We start from the raw sequence: 21530 nt of genomic DNA, 5'->3' as shown, positions 1-21530 counted from the left end.
TAGGCAGAGATGAGTCAAATTAAGGTCGACAATGTGAAACACGTTGTGCCTCATACTCAGGTAGATGTGGTTCAAAACAAAAAAACCGAGCCCGATCAAAAAGCGAAGGTGAAGCCGATTAACCTCTCTCAGCATGAAGTGGAGTTACTCGATAATACCAAGAGTCTTTTTGACGGTGTAGACGATATCGATACGGCTAAAGTCGAGCAGATAAAAGCGCAAATTTCCACGGGAGAGTTAGTGTTTGATATGGATGAGCTAGCGAAAGTCATTACGAGACTGGATCATGGAACGTAGAAGTGACCTGATTGGTTATATTACCTATGGTCAGCATGTGCTGGCATTGTCGGGCGAGTTATCTGCACGTTTAGATGATATTCGTGCTGCGATATTGAATCGTGAGTATCAGAAGCTGGAATCCCTCAATCAAGCGGTCACATCACTGACTCAACGGCTAGCTGACGCTGACGCCAAGCGATTTACTCTGGCCAAACGGCTCGGTTGTAAAGAGCGACAGTACGCAAAAAACATGCAGGCTCGGCTTAAAGGAAAGGCACTGCAACGCGTTCAAACGTTGGATGCGGAAATTGAGCAGTCGATAAACCAGTGTAAAAACAAGTTGGCGCGCCAAGGCAGTGTCATGGTGATGCAGCATCAAGCAATGGAAGAGGCGCTTGGTAAGCATCAATTAAGAGTCAATGTTTAGGCTGAGGCGGTGTATGGTTAGATTATTAAAGCTAGCTGGTACATTGCTGCTCGTCTATGGTTGTGTGACCAAGGTGAATGCAGAATCAGATAGCATTGCACTTGAACAACAACTCTCCACTCAAATCCATTCGCTCATTGAGCAAACCATTCGCTACCGCTATCCCCAACAGTACCAACTCGATGTTCAGCTGCGTTTTTCTCGGGCTATTCATCAGTTACCGCCCTGTACTGAGTCTGTTGAAGTGACCCATAGAAGCAAGATCAAGCTTGGCAAACAAAAGTGGAATGTGCGCTGTGCGCCTGAGAGATGGACCCTTTCTGCGACCTCAACGTCGACAATAACCGTCTGGACTGCGACAGCTAATAAAGCACTTAAGAAAGGCCAACGGCTAACGCATGACGATATTACGATTGAACCGATCAAACTCTACAAAGACCAAAAAGTGTTCTTCAAGGCCAGCGAAATCGTTGGTAGCAAAATTAAGCGCTCAGTGAACAAGGGAGGTTTGTTGACCACTTCCTCTATGTATTTGGATTATGACGTTGAAAAGGGGCACTCTGTGGATGTGGTTTTTCAATCGAATCGTATACGTTTAGAAACGTTAGGAATGGCGTTAGAAAGTGGGCTGATAGGCGACACGGTCTCTGTTAAGAATCGACAGTCTGGAAAGTTACTACGCGGCGTCGTCATTGAAAAAAACAGAGTTCGTGTGTTCTAAAATCAGATTCAATGAGCGAATTATTATTTACTCCACATCCCCTAACACATTTAATCCATACTCATTTGGGATCTCGTTGTAACTCAGCACAATCAGCTCTTTGGCAAAGGCCTTGGCTAACTTGGCTATCATAGGGCGTGTGGTGGGAGGCACTACGATGACCGGTGGCAGGTTTTGGCTCTGCATGGTTTGTACTATGGTTGGCATGCGATTTTGGAATTTCTGCAAGATCGTCGGCTCAACAGGAATCGAGTCTAGAGGAATATTGGGGTCGCTTTGCTGACTCAAAGAGATCGCGCCCTTTAACTCTCCTTCTAAGGTTGCACCAATAATGAAAGCGTGGATGGTTTTGCTGTTTGGCGAGATCAAATTGACGATGGTTCGTTTTAACGCGACCCGGATATTAGAAGATAGCAAGATTGGATCCTTTATGGTGTCGACGCTTTCAATAATAGTGTTGGCGATGGTTCTCACGTTAATGATAGGCACTTGTTGAGCCAGTAACTGACGGATGACCTGCATTTGTAGGTTCGGACTAATAACGTTTGCTAGGTTCTCTGCAAGCTCAGGATGCTGCATAGCAAGTCGCTGGTTGAGGGCTTTCACGTCATCATAATTGAAGATGTTGTCTAGGTGTTCGCTGCACACTTTACTGACGTGAGTGGCGATGACATCATGCACCTCAATAACTTGAAAGCCATGATTGATCGCCTTGGTTTTATCCCCTTTTTTAATCCATAGCGCTGGAAGCTGATAGGCTGGGTCGATGCCAACAATGCCATCGAGATCTGGATGCTCAATATGGTTGCCTACTGCCATCGCTTTATCGGCATAAACCTCGCCACGCTCAATCTCATCGCCATCAATGCTAATGGCGTATTCGGAAGGCTTGAGTGAGAGGTTGTCGGTTATCACCACCTCTGGCATCACAAAGCCTATTTGTTCACTGAGCGTTTTTCGGCTGCCACGAATACTCTTAATCAGGTTACCGCCCTTTTGAGAGCTTGCTAAAGGAACCAACTTGAAGCCTAACGACAGGGCAATCACATCCACGTTGGGAATAATGCTCCAATCAATCGTATTTTCTTGATGAGGCTGAGGAAGCGTATCTAAATCGGGGCTTGTATCGGGCGTAACATGCTGAAATTTAGATTGCCTCCAACCGACAAACGCTAACAATACGGTAAAGGTATAAAAGGCTAAGTGCGGCATGTTTGGTACGCTACCAATAACAAACATGACTCCCGCAGCCATGTATAAATTGTTCGGTGACGCAAGTAACTGCCTTTTCACCGTTTGTGCCATGTCGTTATCGTTATCACTAATTCGCGTCACGATGATAGCGGCGGATGTGGCCAGTAACAGCGATGGAATTTGTGCAACCAGACCATCACCAATGGTCAGTAGGGCATAGGTTTGGAAAGCCGCTTCTGCGGTTAGGTTGTGCTCAAATATCCCTATTAGAACCCCACCGATTAAGTTGATGAACAGGATTAATAGCCCAGCAATCGCATCACCACGAACGAACTTACTGGCACCGTCCATTGCGCCGTAGAACTCCGCTTCTTCTCCTACTTCTAAACGTCGAGTTTTGGCTTCTTTCTGATCGATAGCGCCTGCATTTAAGTCTGCATCAATGGCCATCTGTTTCCCTGGTAGGGCGTCCAGAGTAAAGCGCGCTGATACTTCGGAGATCCTTTCGCCCCCTTTGGTGATGACCACAAAGTTAATGATCATCAAGATCACGAACACCACGATACCGACAACATAGCTCCCGCCGATAACCACTTCACCAAAAGACTGAATCACCTTACCAGCGGCGTCTCCGCCATTGTGACCTTCGAGTAGAACGATACGGGTAGAGGCTACATTGAGGGTTAATCGAAGCAGGGTAGCGACAAGTAATAGCGAGGGAAATATAGAGAAATCAAGCACTCGTGAAACGGTACTGCTGACCAGCAAGACGACGATGGCAAGCATGATATTAAAGGTAAAAAACGTATCCAATAAAATTGGTGGCAGCGGCAGAATCACCATCGCCAAGATCATGAGTAACACAATTGGAATTGTTAGCCGAGCAGCTATTGCATTTAATACGTGTCTCATAACAACCATTATTATGAATATTGTTGATTAATATACTAGGATACTTTTACGCACTTCTCATTTTTGAGTCTTGCTATTTTTAAATTTAGTGATCTTTTTTCCGAAAAATATGAAATGAAATTTTTCCTCTGTCGTTAACAGTTAGTGAACAGCAAACACAGATGGGGAACATCAGATGGCTATATCAGTACATACAAATTACGCAAGCTTAGTGACTCAAAATACATTGCAGTCGACCAACAGTGCATTAACCAAATCCATGGAAAAACTGTCTACCGGCTTTCGAATTAACTCAGCTGCCGATGATGCGGCAGGCCTACAAATTGCTAACCGCTTGGAAGCTCAATCACGCGGGATGAATGTAGCAATGCGTAATTCTCAGGATGCGATTTCTATGATGCAAACTGCAGAGGGGGCCTTTGACGAGATGACCAATATTGCTTATCGAATGAACGACCTAGCCGTTCAGTATGCAAATGGGACTAATTCTACAGCAGACCAAACTGCGATTGATGTTGAGTTTAATGCGCTCAGTGATGAGTTAGCTAACATAGCGTCGAATACAAATTTTGGTGGTACCAATTTGCTCACTACAGGTAGCTTTGGTGCCGGTGCGGTTGTGTTTCAGATAGGTACCTCATCAACGGAAACCTTATCGGTTGATGCATCAACTGAAGTCGGTGCGGTGACAGGTCACGCACTAGCTGCTGGTGGCGGTGCTTTAAGTGCAGCATCTAATATTGATGCTCTATCTGGTACAGGTGGTCTTATTGAGCTGTTGGGTACTGCGCGAGCAGAGTTCGGTGCGAATATTAACCGTCTTGAACACACTATTACCAACCTTGGCAATATGACGGAAAACTTAGAGTCTTCTAAAGGTCGAATCATGGATACCGATTTTGCCTCTGAGTCTGGAATGATGAGCAAGCAGCAAATGCTCATGCAATCGGGTGCTTCTATGCTGAGTGCATCGAAGATGGTGCCTCAATTAGCGATGAGCCTATTGGGCTAGTTTGAGTAGCAATTATTTACTCAGTAGCGGCTATACATATAGCCGAATAGCAGGAGGGTAGAGCTGTACCTCCTATGCGAGTTAAGGGGAAGGGTTATGAACGTTGATGCGGTTCAGTTAGCTAGCAATTTTGCCAGTCTAGATGTGCAGCCTTTTGAGTTGCGCTATACCCAAAAGTTGTCAACGATTACCTCAAAGACCTCTGCGATTGGTAAAGTTAAAACGGCCCTTCAGTCGCTTGAAGATAAAATTTACGAGTTTACTCAATCTGGGTCCAGCCTAACTCAAACGTCAACCTCGACATCGAGTGATGACTATTTCTCTCTCTCCGTCGACTCTGGTGTGAATGACATCAACTTAGATGTTTTTGTGCAACAGATGGCTTCCAATCATCAAGTAGTTTTTGATGCCAACTCGGTCGATTCAAATGATGTTATGGCGTCGGGAGGCGTGTTTTCTGTCACTCAAGGCGGCGTTACTACAGACATCAACATTATGGATGCAGACACTGACGTAAGTGGTGATGTTACGTACAGCGAGTTTGTAAGTTACTTCAATGATCAATTTGACGGTTCTATTCAAGCCACTCTCGTTAAGTCGCAAGGGTCGATGAAAGTGCTGTTTGGTTCTGAAAATGAAGGCGCTGACGCTGCTTTTACTTTGTCTGCAGATGCCGCCAGCGGTTGGGATACGGTGGTGGCAGCAGCAAGCGCCGCACCAATGCAAACAGCCCAAGATGCGGTGATCGCACTCGGTGGCGAGTTTGGCACTCAACTTACTAATTCAAGTAATACCTTTGAATCACTCATTGATGGCGTTGACCTTACGGTGACTAAATCGAACAACAGCGGAGATTCAGCAACAAAGATTGAAATTGGCGATGATCTTTCCGCCACGGTCGCTTCCTTACAAGAATTTGTTGATGCCTATAACAGCGCTGTTACTGAGATCACTAACCTAACCGCTTCTGGTAATGAAGATGAGACAAGGGGCGTATTGGCTTCGGATAGCGCAGTGCGCAGCATCAAAAACCAACTGGCTAGCGTTATACGTGATGACTACAACGGTACTCGTTTGTTTGAGTTAGGGCTCGAAATCGACCGCGATGGCAAGCTTAGCCTCGACTCCAACAAATTTGAAAGTGCGGCAACGACGGTCGATTTTGAAACACTATTCACTGGAAGCGGTGGAGTCTTTGAAGCTTTTGAAAGCAAACTTGAAACCTATATCGACTTCTCTAACGGCTCCCTGAGTCGACGAATAGATACGCTCGATAATGAAAAGAGCCGCATTAATGACGCCTTAGCGGCGCTCGACACTCGCTATGAGACTTACTACAACCGCTACCTGTCTCAGTTTACTCAACTGAACTCACTCAGTAGTCAATTGGATTCGGTATCTGGACTTTTCACGATCTAAGGAGCAACACATGCTTTTAGGGAAACAGCAGCAAGCCAACTATGCCAATGTTCAAGTGACGGCTAATGCTTCAGTGTCGTCGAGCTTTGAATTGATTTGTATGTTACACGAGCGACTGATCCAAGAGTTAGAAAGTGTCAAATTTTCAATTGAAACCAAAGACTTGGAGCTCAAATCTAACGCAACGCAAAAATCGATTGATATCTTAGTTGGGCTCGATGCATCTCTGGATTTATCGACTGGGGAAGAGCTTATCCAAAACATACACGCCTTGTATGAGCACGCCATTGCGACTGTATTTGAGGCGTCGAAAGAGATGAATACCGAACTTATCGTTAAGTTGATTGGTGTCGTGACCGATCTGAAAGAGGGATGGGAAGGCGCAATGGAGTGGCTTGATGAAGCCCAATCCTAAACAGGTAGAACGTCTTGTTAGTAAGTTAGAGGACGCAGCAAATCGCAAAAAATTTGCTGAGATCGTGAAGCTTAATCTGTTGGTGAAAAAGGTGCTGCTAGAGGTTGAACAGTCGCACCCTGATTATGTTGCTATCGTTAGGCGACTTAAGTCGGCTCATGAGCAATGTCGAATCTTAGTGACTCATGAGCAAGCCTTATTAAAACAGCAGCTTAGTAACAATATCAGTCTACGTGAACGTGACAAAGCCTATGCTCAGACACAGGTCAGAGCGGGAGAGTAATTATGGAATTACAAGCACAAACGTCGTCTTATAGGAGCAGTTTGGATTTACTGTCGATGGCAAGTCCTTCAGTGAAAAGTAACACCGCGAGTACGTTAGCGACGCCTATAGCTTCTGAAACCTTAGCCTCTGAAGCTTTAGCTTTTGAACCATTGGCTTCAGAACTAGGCGAGATACGTATGACGCCGCTTGCGCAGTCTTTTCAGTCGCTATTTTCGGTGCTTGATCAGGTGAGTTCGTCTATGTCTGCAATTTCTCCAGATTCCGCTTTGATACCTAATACGAGTGCCTCTGAAAGCACGGCTAGTTTTTCTCATTCGGTACTTTCTTACTCACAACTATTTAATCCTGAACTATTGAGTCCTGGGTTTGATACTACTCACTCTCACTCACCTCTAACTCGATTGGAGGCATCAGCGGAAGGGTTGAATCTGAGTGATAGAGCAGCAGTGCAGTCGTTCGACTCGCCACAAGATTTCGTGCAGCAGCCACAGGTTCAACTGCCGCAGTTAAGTACGATTGCTCATTTTGTTACCCAGCAGTTGGAATTGATGAATCAAAGACGGGGAGCGGGCTCTGAATTCAGTTTAAAAAGCAGCTCGCTATTATCTTCTAAAGGAGTGGATCATTCAGGGGCTGATTGGCAAGCGAGCACGCCTTCATTTGTTGGTCACACCCCCAATAGGTATACCAGCTCAGAGTTGGCCTTGTCGTTTAATCATCAGCTAGCCAGTTCAATGTTCAATGCCACTCCAGCAAGTCTCAAGTTAGGGGCTACTTCCACCACTCCATTGTTAATGGGGCAGCCGATAGTTGAAGCGGTTAATGCTACCAGTGATAGCAGCTATGTTAGGGCTTCGGCTCCGATGGTAGAGACGACCAAAGAGCTTAGCTTAGAAAGTCAAAGGCAGATACATCAAGTATTGAGGGATAAAATTCAGCTTCAGTTCGACACGTTAAATCAGGCGGCTCGAATTCGCTTTGATCCACCAGAGTTAGGCAAGGTAGAGATGTACATTCGCGTTGATGGTGACAAAGTGAACATCCAAATGAGTGCGTCATCGGCGCTAACCAGAGAGGCGATCTTAGCGACATCGGAACGTTTGCGACACGAATTGATTTCGCAAAATTCAGAGTTGTCTGAGGTGAACATTAGTCTTGACCAACCTAGCCACCATCAACCTGAGTCGAAGCAACAAAATCAGCCGTTCGAACAAGAACGCCTATCCTCTAGTGATGCTCATACGCAAGATCAACCCGAGTATGTACTGGAATACCAAGCATATATTGCGAGGGTCTGAACATGATTAAAGTTTTCATCACCTTTGCTTTAACTCTCGCATTATGTGTGACCGGATTTTGGTTTTATCAAACCAATCAACTGAATATGGGACTGTTGAGTTCATGGTTAACCCCAAGTGAGCCAGAACCGGCTGCAACGCAACAGATCGAGGTTCAGTTAGAAAATGTACTCGTACCGATTAACCTAGGTAACCGACAAAGTCTGTTGTTATTGGATGTCTCTATGTTTACGCCAGAACGGAACAGTGGTTACGTGCACGAGCAGCTCAGCCGAATCAAAAATCGAATCATAAAAAAATTCAGTGTGAAGGAGGCGTCTTACTTCTATAACAAACAGTTTATTTATGTCATTCAAGACGACTTAAAAGACGATTTGGACGAGTTACCCAGCTTACAAGTGGGTGATGTGCTTGTGACGAAAGCGGTATTTCAATAGGTCGCCATCATGTTAATGCAGCCTAAGTATCAACATACCCAAACCGATGACCAAGCGACGCTACAGGAGCTCGAGAAGTTGGTATTGCAGCAAAACATTAAGTTGATTAATGGGCTGTTGTATCAATATCGCTATGCGGTTGATGAGGGGACGTTTGAGGACCTTAAACAAACCGCCATGATGACCTTAGTGATTGAACTGAGAAAGTTTGACCATGTGGCAAATGATGACTTTCGCCGTGCCGTTGCGGTACGCATTCGTGGTGAACTGATCGATGAATTGCGTCGACGTGACTACATGGAGCGTGATAAACGCCAGCTCGTCAACCGCATCAAACATGCCGAGCGGCAGTTACTCCAGCTACTCGGCAGGGAGCCAACCAGTAATGAAGTCTGTCGACATTTAGGGGTAGAAGCGGATGATTACCAGCAAGCCATGACCCTCGTGGATGTCTTTGATGATATTGAGTTGGAATCTGTAGTTACTGCAGTGCCCGAAACCGATAAAGAAGTATTGTTTAACGAGGTGAAGCTGGTACTGAACTCACTCCCAGCAATGGAACAGCGGATTTTGTATCTGATTTACGTGAAGAGCTTGAGCACCAAAGAGACGGCGTTAGTCCTCGATATCAATGAGATTAAGGTTCACAGGCTCAAACATCGAGGCTTAGACATTCTCAAAAGCAGAATTAAGGAGAGTGATGTATGCAAAAGTTAATCGGCATTGTTGTCGTATTAAGTGTGATTTTTGGTGGCTTCATTTTCCTTGGTGGTAAGTTTGAGTTCATCTTTAAGCTGTCAGAGATCATCATTATTTTTGGTGCAGCCTTCGCTAGCTTGCTGATGTCTACGACCTCTTCAACCCTCAAATTGATGGTGCAACAGATTGGTATTGCGTTTCGCTCTACTCCTTACAACAAGGACTATTATCAGCAGTTACTGTCTTTGATGTTTGAGCTGATTAATACCGCGAGAGTGAAGAACATCAAAGCGTTGGATATTCATGTTGAGAACCCGGAATCGAGCAAGATTTTCGCGAAGTATCCTCGAATTACCAAAGACGCGTTAACCACACAATTCATTATCGATTCATTTCGTCAGGTGATTACGGGCAAGCAATCTCAGCATTTGCTCGAGGCTTTTCTTGAAGAAGAAATCGAACATTTGGAAGACGAATATACTAAGCCGTCGGAGAAGCTACATGCCACTGCTGAGGCGATGCCAGGGTTAGGGATCTTAGCGGCTGTGATGGGAATAATCCTCACTATGCAGGGGCTGGATGGTGAGATAACCGAAATTGGTAAGAACATTGCTGGCGCATTGGTGGGTACCTTCACTGGCGTTTTTGGGTGTTACTGTGTGTTAGGTCCGATGTCGAGCAGCATTAAAGATGTGTCTGAGAATCAGCTCGCGCCACTGTTTTGTGTTAAGTCGATATTGTCAGCTTATGCTCAAGGCCAGTCGGCTCACATGTGTGCTAATGCAGGTCGAAAAAATATCGAGACTCGCTACAAACCATCATTTGTTGAACTTGAGAAGGCGGTTGAAGTATTAAGACAGCAGCCGTCATCAAGTTAAGGAGACGATGATGCAACAACCTCAAGTTATTATTCAGAAAAAAGGTCGCCGTAAGCGGAATGAACTGCAACATGGTGGTTGGAAGGTCGCAATGGCGGATCTAATGATTTCGTTGATGTGTCTCTTTTTGGTGCTGTGGATTTTGCAGGTGGTGGATGTGGATGATCAGAAGAAACTGCTTAACTACTTTGCTTACGGAAATGATCCAATCATGCACCTAGGTACCAGTGAAAGTGGTGGTAATTCCATAAACCCACTGCCACTGCCTCATGTCGCGACCTCTCACTATGATGCCGATCTTCATCGAATTAATGATACCTCAGTGTTAGAAGGCGAGTTTAATAGCCAACAGGAGCTTGAATTGCTGGCACAACGTATAACCCAAGAGCTTTCAGGTATTGATGCATTAGGTAGTGTCAGTGTTTTCGTTACGCCTCAGGGAGCCAAATTGGTGATTGCTGATTCAGACAAAGGGCCGATGTTTTTCCGAGGCGGAGCTAAAGTGACGCCATTTTATCAAGACCTGTTATTGAACCTCGCAAGGCTACTCGAAAAAATCGAGAACAAGATGATCATTACTGGTCACACAGATGCCAGTCGTTATAAGGGTAGCCGCATGACGAACTGGGAACTATCAAGCAATAGGGCAAACAGCGCGCGTTACTATCTCAATAAAGGGGGGCTTCAAGAGCACCATATCTTTCAGGTCACGGGTATGAGTGATACCGCCCCTGTTGACTATGAGAATACGAAATCTGGAATCAACCGTCGTATAGAGTTGTATATATTGACCGAAAATACCCTAGAGCAGCTGAATAAAGTCTATAAGTCGTTTTCGATAGGCAGTGCCACAAGAGCTTCTCCACTTGGTCAGCACGAGTTGGATAAGGTGTTGCCCGACAGTAAGAGAAGGGCGGTTAGACAAGCGGAGTTGAACCAACCTGTCACTTCTTTTGAAGTGCTAAGTCGTTATGACTGAATCAATCAACGTCATGTTTAATTCACGGAAGTGCCTGGCTTGGTTAGTGCTCATTGATTACATTTTAATAGGCTATTACGTCTATTTAGCGACGAGTTTGCTGTATTTCGATGTTTTTATCGTAGGTTTGCTGATTGCTATCTACAATATTTTGCTAGTCATGTTTATCGTTCAACAGCCACAAGGTTTTATCTCTCTCGAGAAGGATAAGCATTTAGTTATTCCCATTTGTTTCGCGGTATTTTTGGGTTGTACCATCGTGGTATTAACCTTTTTTTGGTGAGCCTTTGAGTGAACAGATTTTTAGGTGTGCTTCTAATACTGAAGGTAGGGTTGGGGTTTAAACAAGGATAAAGGACAATACGATGATGGAGCGATGTTTTGGCTAAAGGCTTTGGCTTTCAACTTCTGGTGCACTGGTTTTTAGGACTGGTGTTATTAATTATGTGCTTTCAAAGTAGCTCCAGTTATGCGCAAAACCGTCCATCCCAAAATGTCATCCAACCCCACATAAACACGCTTAAACCATACCAAAACCAAATACTGAAAAAGCTAGAAGAGTTCGACCCACTGGTTAACGAAATCTTTAGACAGCTTACCGAGCGGTCTTTACCTGATAGCTTTGTGTTGGTGCCTATGCTGGAATCTTCGTACAACTCCAATGCTATATCCCCTGCTAAGGCGGCAGGCTTATGGCAGCTGATGCCAGCCACTGCTGAAAGGTTTGGTTTAACGGTTAATGACAGGCAAGATCAAAGGTTTGAGATTGAGCCTAGCACTCATGCGGCGATGCAGTATCTCGATTTTTTATATCGTAAGTTTGATGGTGATATTAACCTGACTCTTGCGGCATATAACGCTGGAGAAGGACGGGTACAACGAGCAGTAAAAAAGGCGGGTAGTCGGCAGTTTTCCGATTTAAGGTTACCCAAAGAGACGGTTGACTATGTACATCGTTTTTACGCCCTGTTGGTGTTAGTGGATGTTACTTCACTCAAACAGAATACGGTTGCTCCAATGTGGTTATTTGCCAGTGAAAGTCACTGGCAAAGTACTCCTTTGGTTAACTTGACTCCTTTGCCGCCATTGATTTCGCTGTAATGGCGACCGAATGGTGCTTATGTAAACTAACCTTTGGAAATTAATTTACATAAGTCACCTATAAAACTAGCGACACGCAGCGAAGATATCTTGGTTCTCTCGGTATTCTTTGGTTTGTACATCCATTAGGCCAAGCAAAGAGTCGAACAGGTTGTCTTGGGAGAAGCTCTGTTCTTTGCCTGCCTTTCTCAAGCAGGTTTGGTTTATCCCTTTCTGCTCTGCGAAACCATCAGACATCCACATGATCATAGGCACATGGGTTTGCTCTTTCGGTGCCAATGAATAAGGCATGCCATGTAGGTAGACGCCGTTTTCCCCTAAAGATTCACCATGATCGGAAATGTACATCAGCGCCACATTGTACTTATCGGTGAGTTTCTCTAGCTTTTGCATAGCCTGTGAGAGAAAGAAATCCGTGTACAAGATGGTGTTGTCGTAGGTGTTAACCACTTCCTCTTTGGTGCAGTTTTCAATATCTGCACGAGGGCAATCAGGCGTAAATTTCTTATGTTCTTCTGGGTAACGTTCAAAGTACGTTGGGCCGTGAGAACCTGCAATATGATAGAAGATGATGCTATCTTGCTTGAGATCTTGCGTATCTTGTTCGAAGTTCTCTAGCATCGCTGTGTCGTAGCATACGTCGTTATTACACAATGGGTCGCTGTCTTTGGCGACGAGCGTCATCTCTTTGATTCGGTGCGCGACCGCCTTGTCTCCGCCATCATGCTCCCTCCAAATGGAGTGAATGCCCGCTCGATTCATAATGTCGACCACGTTATCTTGGTTGTAGGCTTTATCACGGTCGTAGTTACTACGGTTCATGTTAGAGAACATGCAGGGTACAGATACAGCGGTGGCGGTTCCACACGACTGAACATCGGAGAAAAATATCGGGTTGTAAGGTTTGGTGTGAGCGTTCGTTTCTCTCTCATAGCCATGATATTGGTAGTTATACACGCGAGCGGTTTCGCCAAGTACAAACACTAGTAACGTCGGTTTGGTTGCTGCTTTGGCTTGCGGTTTTTGCTTCGCATCTAATCCTAGCTCTTGGTAGGGGATAGGCTCTTTGATGTAGGTGTTATTGATGTATTTGACCGTTGATGCCACATACTCGGTCGGAATGATCATCTTTTTGATGTGCGAATTATTACGACCAATCGAGACATAATCTTTGTAAAACAGCCCGGCAATAATCGCAATGACGATCAAGGAAGAGAGCAAGCCAATCGATTTCCAGACAAAGAAATCTTTCCAAGATTCTTTTTTAAGTTTGGTAAACAACAGGATGAACGATGGAATACCGCCCATAGCCAGTAGCCATAAGATCGAGTGACCACTGATATAACTGGCTGCTTCACCGCTATTGGTCTCAAACACATTCTCTATCATGCCGTAGTCAACGAATATGCCGTAATTGAACATGCTGTAGCTGACTAAGGTTGAGGTGATCAGCAATAAGATGAAAAACGGCTTAGAGAAGATAGGCCAGTTGAAGACTTGGAAGATGAAGTTAAAGGCAGCAAGGAAGAAGATAGGAATGGAGATAAGAAACGCAACGCTTTCAGATTTCGATGCCTGAACAATACTAAACAGTTCTTGGGAGAGAGGTAGGTTGACGACAAGCAGATAATACACGGCCAACACAAAAGGCAGCTTGTTTATCGACATGTTTAAGCTTGGTAGATTCATAGGTCTTGTTTTCCTGCGTCTCTTATCCCTTTATTTTAGTCTCGCTACCAAGAAAGCTCTAATATCAACGCATAAAGCTCAATAAGTGATGGTGAGCGATAAACCGGTTAAAGTGACATGACGCAATAGGGCGTGTAGAAACAAAAATTCACTTTACTAAGTGACCTTCATGACAAGGTGGAACAGCAAAGTGAATTAGTATGTTCAGCTTATTCTATGTGGTTCAATCACATTAGAAGTTGTATGAACCACCGAAGCTAATGCTGTTGAAGGCAAGCGTGTGGTCACCAGCTGATATCTGAGAGTTACCAAATTGGACCGTGTCGTCTACGCTTACTGCATCCGCTTGCGAGATCAAGCGTAGCGTTAGGTGTTCGATTGGCGTGTATTCAACACCTACACCAAAGTGGAAACCTGTACCGCTATCATCAGCGTAACCAGCACTCTTATTTGCGTTTAGGTCAACAGAGCTTAAACCTGCTAGCACGAATGGGCGGATTGTGTTGTCGAACGTATAACCTAGGTTTGCTGATACAGAAATAGACGTTGGCGACAGCTTTTCAGCGCTATTTTTGTAGTTTGCGTAATCTGTGTAGCCAAGTTCAACACCAACGATGCGGTTGAATTGGTAGCCGCCGTATAGGTTGTAGCCCATGCCATCTGAATCTAAGCTACCGTGGCCGTCTGTATCAGAATCTTGGTAGACACTAAGTCCGCCACCAATGTATGCACCGCCATCAGTACCTGCAGCTAAAGCTGGAAGAGAAACTGCGCTGATTAAGCCCAGTGCTAATGCTGATTTTGTTATCTTGTTCATCTTTGTTACTCACTCTGTCATGTCTTCAAATGTGATTGTCGGTCACTGTCGATTTTTAATCGTTGTTGGTTTTTGGCCTCTCGACCGTTGTTGACAATTATCCCTGAGTCTTTTGCTCATTACTGTATGGCTTTGTAAGCTGAATCGTTACATAGATACAAAAATTCACTTTACTGTGCTGCCTTATCACAGGGCAGAGTAGCAAAGTGAATTTGAGCTACTTACGACGTAGTCGTTTGGGGAGAATATTAGAAGTCGTATGAACCACCGAAGCTCACACTGTTGAATGCTAAAGTATCGCTACTGTATGTCTTGCCACCAATCGTATTATCTACACTTACCGCATCAGCCTGAGAAATAGCTCGAAGTGTTAAGTGTTCGATAGGCGAGTATTCAACGCCGACGCCAAAGTGAAAGCCAGTGCCGCTGTCATCATCAAACCCTGAACCACTACTTGCGTTTAGGTCTACGGAACTCAAACCTGCTAATACGAATGGTCGAATGGTATTGTCGAATGTATAACCGAGGTTTGCTGATACAGAGATAGACGTCGGTGATAGGTCTTCGTAGCTATTTTTGTAGTTTGCGTAATCGTTGTAGCCAAGTTCTACGCCAACGATACGGTTGAATTGGTAACCGCCGTATAGGTTGTAGCCCATGCCGCTAGAATCCAGACTTGGCGCGCCATCAGTATCCGAACCTTGATAGACGCTCAGCCCGCCACCTACGTATGCGCCACCATCGATACCTGCTGCAAAAGTTGGAAGTGAAACTAAACCGATTAAGCCGAGTGCTAATGCTGATTTTTTCTTGATAATACCTTGTTTACTCATCCTGTGATGCAAATCACGGTATCGCTGATAATTGATTTATAAAACCCTCACAAATGAAACCTATTTTTTCATTGATATCGTGATTGTCTTCGGTCCTTGATTTATCAAGGGGTAACAGAAAATTTTTTGGTTATATTGTTTATAAATAAAATTCATATATTGACAAATGGTTAAATTTGCTAAATAAAACGATGTTTTTTAAGGTTGGAGTGAGCTGGGGTTTGTTTAAGTTGTTGAAAAATAAAACATAATAAATATCGCATTTGTTCTATTGTAGTATTTATTTCGGTGTTATTGAGAACAAAGCAGTACGCTGATTCTAATGATGACAAGGAGAGTTGGATGTTAAACAGAGCAAGCACAGGTTTGGTGGTTGTGGACGTGCAAGGTAAGCTCGCACGCCTTGTTGATGACAGTGATGTGCTGATTGCTAATTGCGGAAAGTTGGTTCAAGGAGCGCAGGTTTTGGGTCTGCCAATTATTCGTTTGGAGCAGAATCCAGAGAAGCTAGGTGCTACGGTCGACGAGCTGAATGACCTGCTGAGCGATGTTAATCCGATACCAAAATTTACGTTTAACGCGTGTTACGAACCCAAGTTTGTTGAGACTGTTCAAGCCAAGGATGTGGAGACTTGGTTGGTGTGTGGCATTGAGGCTCATATTTGTGTCTATCAAACCGCAATGGGGTTGTTAGATCTTGGGTACAAGGTTCAGGTAGTTGGCGACTGTGTTAGTTCGCGAACAGCACTTAACAAGGATCTGGCAATCCGTCGACTAACCGATGCTGGTGCCCAAATTACGGGATTAGAAATGAGCTTATACGAATTGGTGAAAGATTGTCGCGCACCAGAATTTAAGCCGATCCTAGCCTTAATTCGTTAACTTGGGTTTCGTTAAGGCCCGATTCGTTATTTTCCCTTTTGAAGAGGTTTGTTTGAATAATCTAATCGTATTTACCGGTGGCCCGGGATCAGGAAAAACCTCGGTTATCGATGCGTTAAAAAGTCGCGGCTATCGCTGCGCACCAGAGGTTGGACGTAAAGTCATTCAGTACCAAGTAGCACGACAAGGGAGTGCCTTGCCATGGTTAGATAAAGTAGCCTTCCGTGACGAGATGGTGCGAGAAGAGTTAGTTAATTATCAAGTGTTTGAGGCAAGTGAACAGCCGGTTTTCTTTGATAGAAGTATCGTAGATTCATACGGTTACAGCTTGTTGGAATCTTTGCCGATTTCTGAATCTCTGTTGAATCAATGCAATGAGCTTGAATACAACAGCAAGGTATTTATCTTCCCGCCATGGGATTCGATTTTCATCAATGACGAAGAACGTAAACAAGACTTCAATGAAGCGATCGCCACTTACGAAAAGATGGTGACAGCTTATACCCAGTTTGGTTATCAGCTGGTGGAAGTGCCCAAGTTATCTGTTGAGGAAAGAGTCGACTTTATCTTAGCTTCGATTGACTCAGGCGAGTGATTTCCAGAAAAGCCACAACTAAAAAAGCCCCGCAGTATCGACTCGATTGAGTGAATACTGCGGGGCTTTTTATTCAAATCGACTAGTTGATGACTTAGTCGTCTTAAACATTAATCACCGAGAGGCTGTCGGTCGCCCCCACCTCGGTAGGAATCTAACGCAACCTTCAAACGACGCAGCTTGTCGCGCGAACGATTCTTATGATTGACTGCGATCCCCATAGAAAGCACATCCACTAATGCCAACATGGCGTAGCGAGAAGCCGACGGTTTGTAGATGAAGTCAGTTTCCATATGCTTGATGGGTAGCAAGATATCGGCAATTTTTGCCAGCGGTGTATCTTGTGGCGTAATCGCGATGATCTTAAGTCCATACTGCTTAGCCAGCTCTGCGGTTTCAGTGATCACAGGCGTGAAACCGGTCGCGGAGATCATCACCATCACATCATTGGCATCTGCTGTCGCAGCAACCATGCGTGACATCAAACCATCGTTGTACGACACCACGGGATAGCCCAAACGGAACAGTCGGTGTTGCAGTTCTTGAGAAGCGATGGTCGAGCCACCACCCATGCCGATAGCGATGATCTGTCTGGCGTTATGCAGCCAGCTGACTGCGGTTTCAACGTCTTGCTCTTTGAACAAGGTGCGGTTGATGTCTAGGCTCTGCTTGATCGATTCGTAGATACCTTGATAACCCGTTTGGTCAACCGGTTCGAGAATAAAACGTTGGCCGACTGTAAGTGTTTGAGCAAGCTTTATCTTCATATCACGTACGTTGCTACAGCCGATAGCCTTAGCAAAGCGCGTAATGGTGGCTTCACTCACTTGAGCGCTTTCAGCAAGCTCTGTGATGCTGGCATTGGCAGCAAAATCAATGTCGTCCATGATCAGCTTAGCGACTTTTTTCTCTGCATCACGAAGAGCGGGAAAACGCTCCGTTATCTGTGAAATGATATCTACTTCTAAACTCAAGAATCCTGATCCTTTGTTGATGGGGCTAATCGATATTACCTAGTTATTAAGAATCTAGCTCTTTAGCTTTTTATGAGCACTAATCCATTTAAAACTAAGCCTTAGCCCCGTTAGTATATCTTATTGCTTCGCTGATTCTAGCTTATCGAATATTCAATTTAGAAGCAGGTTTCCACCCAGTTTGTTACCTGATGGTCGTCATCGCTGATGGCAATGTAGCGCCATTTATCGAAAGTTAAACACGGGTGTGAAGTTGAGAATGCAATCATGTCGCCCACTTCAATTTCAGAAGAGCCGTCCGTTTCAACAAAGGTATGCTGATCCATCACGGCGGTAGAGGTTAAGCCTTTCACTGAGATAGCTTTGCCATTGCGATAGCCGCGTTCGGTAATAGGTAAACCCGCATCAAAGGCCACATCACGCTTGCCTAACCCAACCACTAATTTGGTAGGCTCCGGACGAGATATTACATACGCCCATACCTCAAGTGCCGATTCCAGATCTCCACCCAATTCACACGCGTAACCTTGGTTTACTTGGGCACGCTGCAACACTTTGCTTTGAGCGTCTAGGTAGATCCCTGTGTCGTGAATGGCATAACAGCCCGGGCGGATGATCGCCAAGTAATCGGTTAGGTTCGCTAAACATTCTGCAACCACGTCATACCAAGCAGAGCCGGCACCCGTGATGATAGGTTGCCCTGCAATTAGGCCATCTGATGTGAGGCTTTCGACCGAAGTCAGCGCCTGTTTCAAGAAGGTGCGAATGTCTTGTTCTGCGTTGTCACCGTGAATCACACCCTCATACACCTCAATACCCGCGAGCGAAAGGGCAGGTGTGTCTTGGATGGTTTGAGCCAGTTCTAGAACTTCTTGTGGTGAACGACAACCACAACGACCGCCCGGCACACCAAATTCGATCAGTACTTTTAGTGTCTGCTTTGTATTAGCGAAATATTGGCTAAGTTGCTGCACGTTTATCGATGAATCCACACAACAGTAAAAGTCGACATCAAATTCACTGATCAGCTGTTCAACGATCGCCATGTTGGTTTTACCCACCAACTGGTTGGCCATGATGATTCGTTTTGCACCCGCCATAGCGGCAACTTCTGCTTGTGCAGGTGTCGCTACTGTAATACCCCAAGCGCCATTTTCTAGCTGCTGGCGGAAAAAAGCAGGGGTCATTGATGTTTTGCCATGCGGTGACAATTTAACCTGATGGTGATCGGCGAATGATTGCATCCAATTCAGGTTATTGGTCAAGGCAGATTGTTTGATAATTGCTACCGGAAGCGAAATATCTTCATCAACCAGTCGGTAAATACCGTTCTCAGATTGTGATACTGCTCTCCCTTTTTGGCCTTTTTCAGTCAAGACGAAACTATCTTTTTGATACTTTATAACATCTTTTTGTGCAGGGTTATGTTTCATTGCTGATTCCTAACATGATTTAAGTTGTTGTTATTTAATGTTTAAATATATCTGTAATCTAATTTGTGGTAGAAACTATCACACAAATTAAAATATTATGTGTGTTTTGTCACTGAAAATAATCGGCTGGATTCTTAATATAGCTCCATCAACACAGTGGATTGAGAGAGTGAAAAATGTTGTTCGATACGATAATCAAAAATGTAGAGGTGTTTGACGGCACCGGCGAACAATCGTTTTGTGCCGATGTAGCAATCCTTGATGGAAAAATCGCCGAAATTGGTCAAATCGATCACGAAGATTGTGGCCAGTTGGTTGAGGGAGCAGGCTTAGCATTGGCTCCTGGATTTATCGATGTACATACACATGACGATACCAACGTAATTCGTTACCCAGACTGCCTACCGAAGATCAGCCAAGGTGTGACAACCGTGATTGTTGGCAACTGTGGCATCAGCGCATCGCCAACGGTTTTGGCTGGTGATCCACCTGACCCAATGAATCTGTTAGGCGCGCAGGCTGATTTTAAATACCCAACTTTTGCGGCGTATGCACAAGCGGTAGAGCAAGCTCAACCCGCAGTAAACGTAGCAGCGTTAGTTGGCCACACCACACTGCGTAACCAAGTGATGGACGACCTGCAACGCACCGCAAGCGAAGACGAAATCGCAGCGATGCAAAGCAACCTTGATTTAGCGATGGCGCAAGGTGCATTAGGTTTGAGTTCAGGTCTGGCTTACGCAAGTGCGAAACAAGCGAATGCCAACGAAGTGATGCAGTTAGCAAAGGTACTGTCTAGCCACGGCGGCATCTATACCACGCATATGCGTACCGAATTTGAAGAGATCTTAAGCGCGATGGAAGAGGCGTTTGAGACAGGACAATACGCGAAAGTGCCAGTTGTCATCTCTCACCTTAAATGTGCAGGTGCGGGCAACTGGGGCAGAACCGTTGAAGTACTTGATTTGATGGACAAGGTTTCTGAGCACCAAGATGTGTCTTGTGACTGCTACCCATATTCAGCGAGCTCTTCAACACTGGATTTGAAACAGGTGACGGATGATTTCGACATCTTCATCACTTGGTCTGAAGCAAAGCCAGAACATGCAGGAAAAACGCTTAAGCAGATTGCTGATCAAATGAATCTACCTCTGATGGATGCGGCGAAAGCACTTCAACCAGCAGGTGCGGTTTATCACTGTATGGATGAGAACGACGTAAAGCGCGTATTGAAATACAAGCTGACCATGGTCGGTTCTGATGGTTTACCAAATGACCCGCATCCACACCCAAGACTGTGGGGCACCTTTCCGAAAGTCTTAGGTCACTACTGCCGAGATGAAAAACTGTTCTCGTTGCCAGAAGCGATTCACAAGATGACCGGAATGTCGGCAGAGCGTTACAACTTAGCGGGCCGAGGCGAAGTTCGCTGCGGTGCATTTGCCGATTTAGTTTTATTTGATCCAAAGAATATTAAAGACACAGCAACATTTGAAAATCCTATTTCAGTTGCTGAGGGAATAGAAAGTGTATTTGTAAATGGTGAGTTAACTTACCAAAAAGGAAAAGTAAAAAATAATCGTTCAGGCGTTTTTATTTACCGAAACTAGATTCTAATTATCAAATTAAATTTACGGTGAATATAAAAACGACGAATTAATTTAAATATATTGGAACATAGCCAATATTATCTATAAAGAAGTGGAGTTAAAAAATGACTATTAAACGTTACGGTGTTGAAGGCGGTACAGGTACAGGCGGACAACATTTACCATTTGCACGCGCAACTGAAGCGGGTGGTTTCCTGTACGTTTCTGGCCAGACACCGATGACAGATGGTGAAGTGGTTGAGGGTGGCATTGTTGACCAGTCTCGCCTAGCGATCCAAAACTGTGTCGATATCATGACTGAAGCGGGCTACGGCCTAGAAGACGTAATGCACGTAAAGGTTGTGCTAACGGATTCTCGTTACTTCCAATCTTTTAATAAAGTATTCAAAGAGTTCTTCGGTGCTAACCCACCGGCACGTATCTGCATGGTCTGTGACCTAGTGGTAGACGTGAAAGTTGAAGTAGATGTGACTTGCTACCGCGCTGATCGCGTTTAGTTATAACCTAATCACAATAACCTACTTAGAGAGTATTAGGGGGTAAGCATCCCTGTTATTATCCTTTAATACTCTCACCCTACATTTATAAAAATTACTTTAATTAAAAATATACAAAACCAATAAAGTAATTATATGAAATA

23 protein-coding genes are annotated in these 21530 nt (G+C 44.7%); 17 read left to right on the top strand and 6 right to left on the bottom strand.

Annotated elements, in window-relative coordinates; all coding sequences use genetic code 11:
• The first annotated feature begins 9 nt into the window (after nucleotides 1-9).
• From MSG36_RS02000 to flgA, 3 genes are read left to right on the top strand one after another with little or no spacing between them, the layout of a single operon-like run.
• Complete coding sequence (locus MSG36_RS02000; RefSeq protein ID WP_248365954.1) at nucleotides 10-297, top strand: flagellar biosynthesis anti-sigma factor FlgM; 288 nt, start codon at nucleotides 10-12, stop codon at nucleotides 295-297.
• Nucleotides 287-706, top strand: a complete 420-nt coding sequence (locus MSG36_RS01995; protein ID WP_248365951.1) for a hypothetical protein — start codon at nucleotides 287-289, stop codon at nucleotides 704-706. Before MSG36_RS02000 ends, MSG36_RS01995 begins: the two co-directional genes overlap by 11 nt.
• Nucleotides 707-719: 13 nt before the next feature.
• Nucleotides 720-1427 carry a flagellar basal body P-ring formation chaperone FlgA gene (flgA, locus tag MSG36_RS01990; RefSeq protein ID WP_048610364.1) on the top strand — a complete coding sequence of 236 codons (708 nt, stop codon included), beginning with the start codon at nucleotides 720-722 and terminating at the stop codon, nucleotides 1425-1427.
• Between the two features lie 27 nt (nucleotides 1428-1454).
• Here flgA and MSG36_RS01985 read toward each other — a convergent pair whose 3' ends face one another.
• Nucleotides 1455-3542, bottom strand: a complete 2088-nt coding sequence (locus tag MSG36_RS01985; protein ID WP_059017871.1) for a flagellar biosynthesis protein FlhA — start codon at nucleotides 3540-3542, stop codon at nucleotides 1455-1457.
• Nucleotides 3543-3708: 166 nt separating this feature from the next.
• Between MSG36_RS01985 and lafA the strand changes: the two genes are divergently transcribed.
• The 10 genes from lafA to MSG36_RS01935 all read left to right on the top strand — a co-directional run bounded on the left by lafA (nucleotide 3709) and on the right by MSG36_RS01935 (nucleotide 12057).
• The gene (lafA, locus tag MSG36_RS01980) at nucleotides 3709-4545 is read left to right on the top strand and encodes a lateral flagellin LafA (RefSeq protein ID WP_048610097.1); all 837 of its coding nucleotides are present in this window, start codon (nucleotides 3709-3711) and stop codon (nucleotides 4543-4545) included.
• A 96-nt stretch (nucleotides 4546-4641) separates the two neighbouring features.
• Nucleotides 4642-5964: a flagellar filament capping protein FliD gene (gene fliD / locus MSG36_RS01975; RefSeq protein WP_248365949.1), complete on the top strand. Its 1323-nt coding sequence runs from the start codon at nucleotides 4642-4644 to the stop codon at nucleotides 5962-5964.
• Between the two features lie 10 nt (nucleotides 5965-5974).
• The gene (gene fliS, locus MSG36_RS01970) at nucleotides 5975-6379 is read left to right on the top strand and encodes a flagellar export chaperone FliS (RefSeq protein ID WP_048610093.1); all 405 of its coding nucleotides are present in this window, start codon (nucleotides 5975-5977) and stop codon (nucleotides 6377-6379) included.
• Nucleotides 6363-6662, top strand: coding sequence for a hypothetical protein (locus tag MSG36_RS01965; protein WP_059017864.1), 300 nt, complete (start codon nucleotides 6363-6365; stop codon nucleotides 6660-6662). Before fliS ends, MSG36_RS01965 begins: the two co-directional genes overlap by 17 nt.
• A 2-nt stretch (nucleotides 6663-6664) precedes the next feature.
• Complete coding sequence (locus MSG36_RS01960; protein ID WP_248365947.1) at nucleotides 6665-7963, top strand: flagellar hook-length control protein FliK; 1299 nt, start codon at nucleotides 6665-6667, stop codon at nucleotides 7961-7963.
• Between the two features lie 2 nt (nucleotides 7964-7965).
• Nucleotides 7966-8400: a flagellar biosynthesis sigma factor gene (locus tag MSG36_RS01955; protein ID WP_048610088.1), complete on the top strand. Its 435-nt coding sequence runs from the start codon at nucleotides 7966-7968 to the stop codon at nucleotides 8398-8400.
• 9 nt (nucleotides 8401-8409) lie between these two features.
• Entirely contained in the window at nucleotides 8410-9117 is a 708-nt protein-coding gene (locus MSG36_RS01950) for a sigma-70 family RNA polymerase sigma factor (RefSeq protein WP_048610086.1), read from the top strand.
• Nucleotides 9105-9977, top strand: a complete 873-nt coding sequence (motA, locus tag MSG36_RS01945; RefSeq protein ID WP_048610084.1) for a flagellar motor stator protein MotA — start codon at nucleotides 9105-9107, stop codon at nucleotides 9975-9977. Before MSG36_RS01950 ends, motA begins: the two co-directional genes overlap by 13 nt.
• A 10-nt stretch (nucleotides 9978-9987) precedes the next feature.
• The gene (locus tag MSG36_RS01940) at nucleotides 9988-10956 is read left to right on the top strand and encodes an OmpA family protein (RefSeq protein ID WP_248365946.1); all 969 of its coding nucleotides are present in this window, start codon (nucleotides 9988-9990) and stop codon (nucleotides 10954-10956) included.
• Nucleotides 10957-11337: 381 nt separating this feature from the next.
• On the top strand, nucleotides 11338-12057 hold the full coding sequence (locus MSG36_RS01935) for a lytic transglycosylase domain-containing protein (protein ID WP_082242925.1): 720 nt from the start codon (nucleotides 11338-11340) through the stop codon (nucleotides 12055-12057).
• 66 nt (nucleotides 12058-12123) lie between these two features.
• Here MSG36_RS01935 and MSG36_RS01930 read toward each other — a convergent pair whose 3' ends face one another.
• The 3 genes from MSG36_RS01930 to MSG36_RS01920 all read right to left on the bottom strand — a co-directional run bounded on the left by MSG36_RS01930 (nucleotide 12124) and on the right by MSG36_RS01920 (nucleotide 15396).
• A complete protein-coding gene (locus tag MSG36_RS01930) occupies nucleotides 12124-13746 on the bottom strand; it encodes a phosphoethanolamine--lipid A transferase (RefSeq protein WP_248365945.1) in 1623 nt (540 codons plus the stop codon).
• Between the two features lie 232 nt (nucleotides 13747-13978).
• Complete coding sequence (locus tag MSG36_RS01925; RefSeq protein ID WP_048610074.1) at nucleotides 13979-14563, bottom strand: porin family protein; 585 nt, start codon at nucleotides 14561-14563, stop codon at nucleotides 13979-13981.
• A 248-nt stretch (nucleotides 14564-14811) separates the two neighbouring features.
• On the bottom strand, nucleotides 14812-15396 hold the full coding sequence (locus MSG36_RS01920; protein ID WP_248365944.1) for a porin family protein: 585 nt from the start codon (nucleotides 15394-15396) through the stop codon (nucleotides 14812-14814).
• A 342-nt stretch (nucleotides 15397-15738) separates the two neighbouring features.
• On the opposite strand from MSG36_RS01920, the gene MSG36_RS01915 reads away from it, so the two are divergent.
• Together MSG36_RS01915 and MSG36_RS01910 are read left to right on the top strand one after the other, a co-directional pair.
• Nucleotides 15739-16278, top strand: a complete 540-nt coding sequence (locus tag MSG36_RS01915) for a hydrolase (protein WP_059017849.1) — start codon at nucleotides 15739-15741, stop codon at nucleotides 16276-16278.
• Nucleotides 16279-16330: 52 nt separating this feature from the next.
• Complete coding sequence (locus tag MSG36_RS01910; protein WP_248365943.1) at nucleotides 16331-16873, top strand: AAA family ATPase; 543 nt, start codon at nucleotides 16331-16333, stop codon at nucleotides 16871-16873.
• Between the two features lie 110 nt (nucleotides 16874-16983).
• Here the strand turns inward: MSG36_RS01910 and MSG36_RS01905 are convergent, their stop codons facing one another.
• Complete coding sequence (locus MSG36_RS01905) at nucleotides 16984-17847, bottom strand: MurR/RpiR family transcriptional regulator (protein ID WP_017062019.1); 864 nt, start codon at nucleotides 17845-17847, stop codon at nucleotides 16984-16986.
• A gap of 158 nt (nucleotides 17848-18005) precedes the next feature.
• Nucleotides 18006-19280 carry an amino acid deaminase gene (locus MSG36_RS01900; RefSeq protein WP_193841185.1) on the bottom strand — a complete coding sequence of 425 codons (1275 nt, stop codon included), beginning with the start codon at nucleotides 19278-19280 and terminating at the stop codon, nucleotides 18006-18008.
• 176 nt (nucleotides 19281-19456) lie between these two features.
• Between MSG36_RS01900 and MSG36_RS01895 the strand changes: the two genes are divergently transcribed.
• Together MSG36_RS01895 and MSG36_RS01890 are read left to right on the top strand one after the other, a co-directional pair.
• Nucleotides 19457-20890: a D-aminoacylase gene (locus tag MSG36_RS01895; protein ID WP_059017843.1), complete on the top strand. Its 1434-nt coding sequence runs from the start codon at nucleotides 19457-19459 to the stop codon at nucleotides 20888-20890.
• Nucleotides 20891-20994: 104 nt separating this feature from the next.
• Nucleotides 20995-21387: a RidA family protein gene (locus MSG36_RS01890; RefSeq protein ID WP_017065166.1), complete on the top strand. Its 393-nt coding sequence runs from the start codon at nucleotides 20995-20997 to the stop codon at nucleotides 21385-21387.
• The last annotated feature ends 143 nt before the right edge of the window (nucleotides 21388-21530 follow it).

The sequence above is a fragment of the Vibrio sp. 1CM8B genome (assembly GCF_023161685.1).
GTDB lineage: Bacteria > Pseudomonadota > Gammaproteobacteria > Enterobacterales > Vibrionaceae > Vibrio > Vibrio coralliirubri.
Note: the sequence above shows the minus strand (reverse complement) of the source record. Positions and strands in the feature narration are given on the sequence as shown.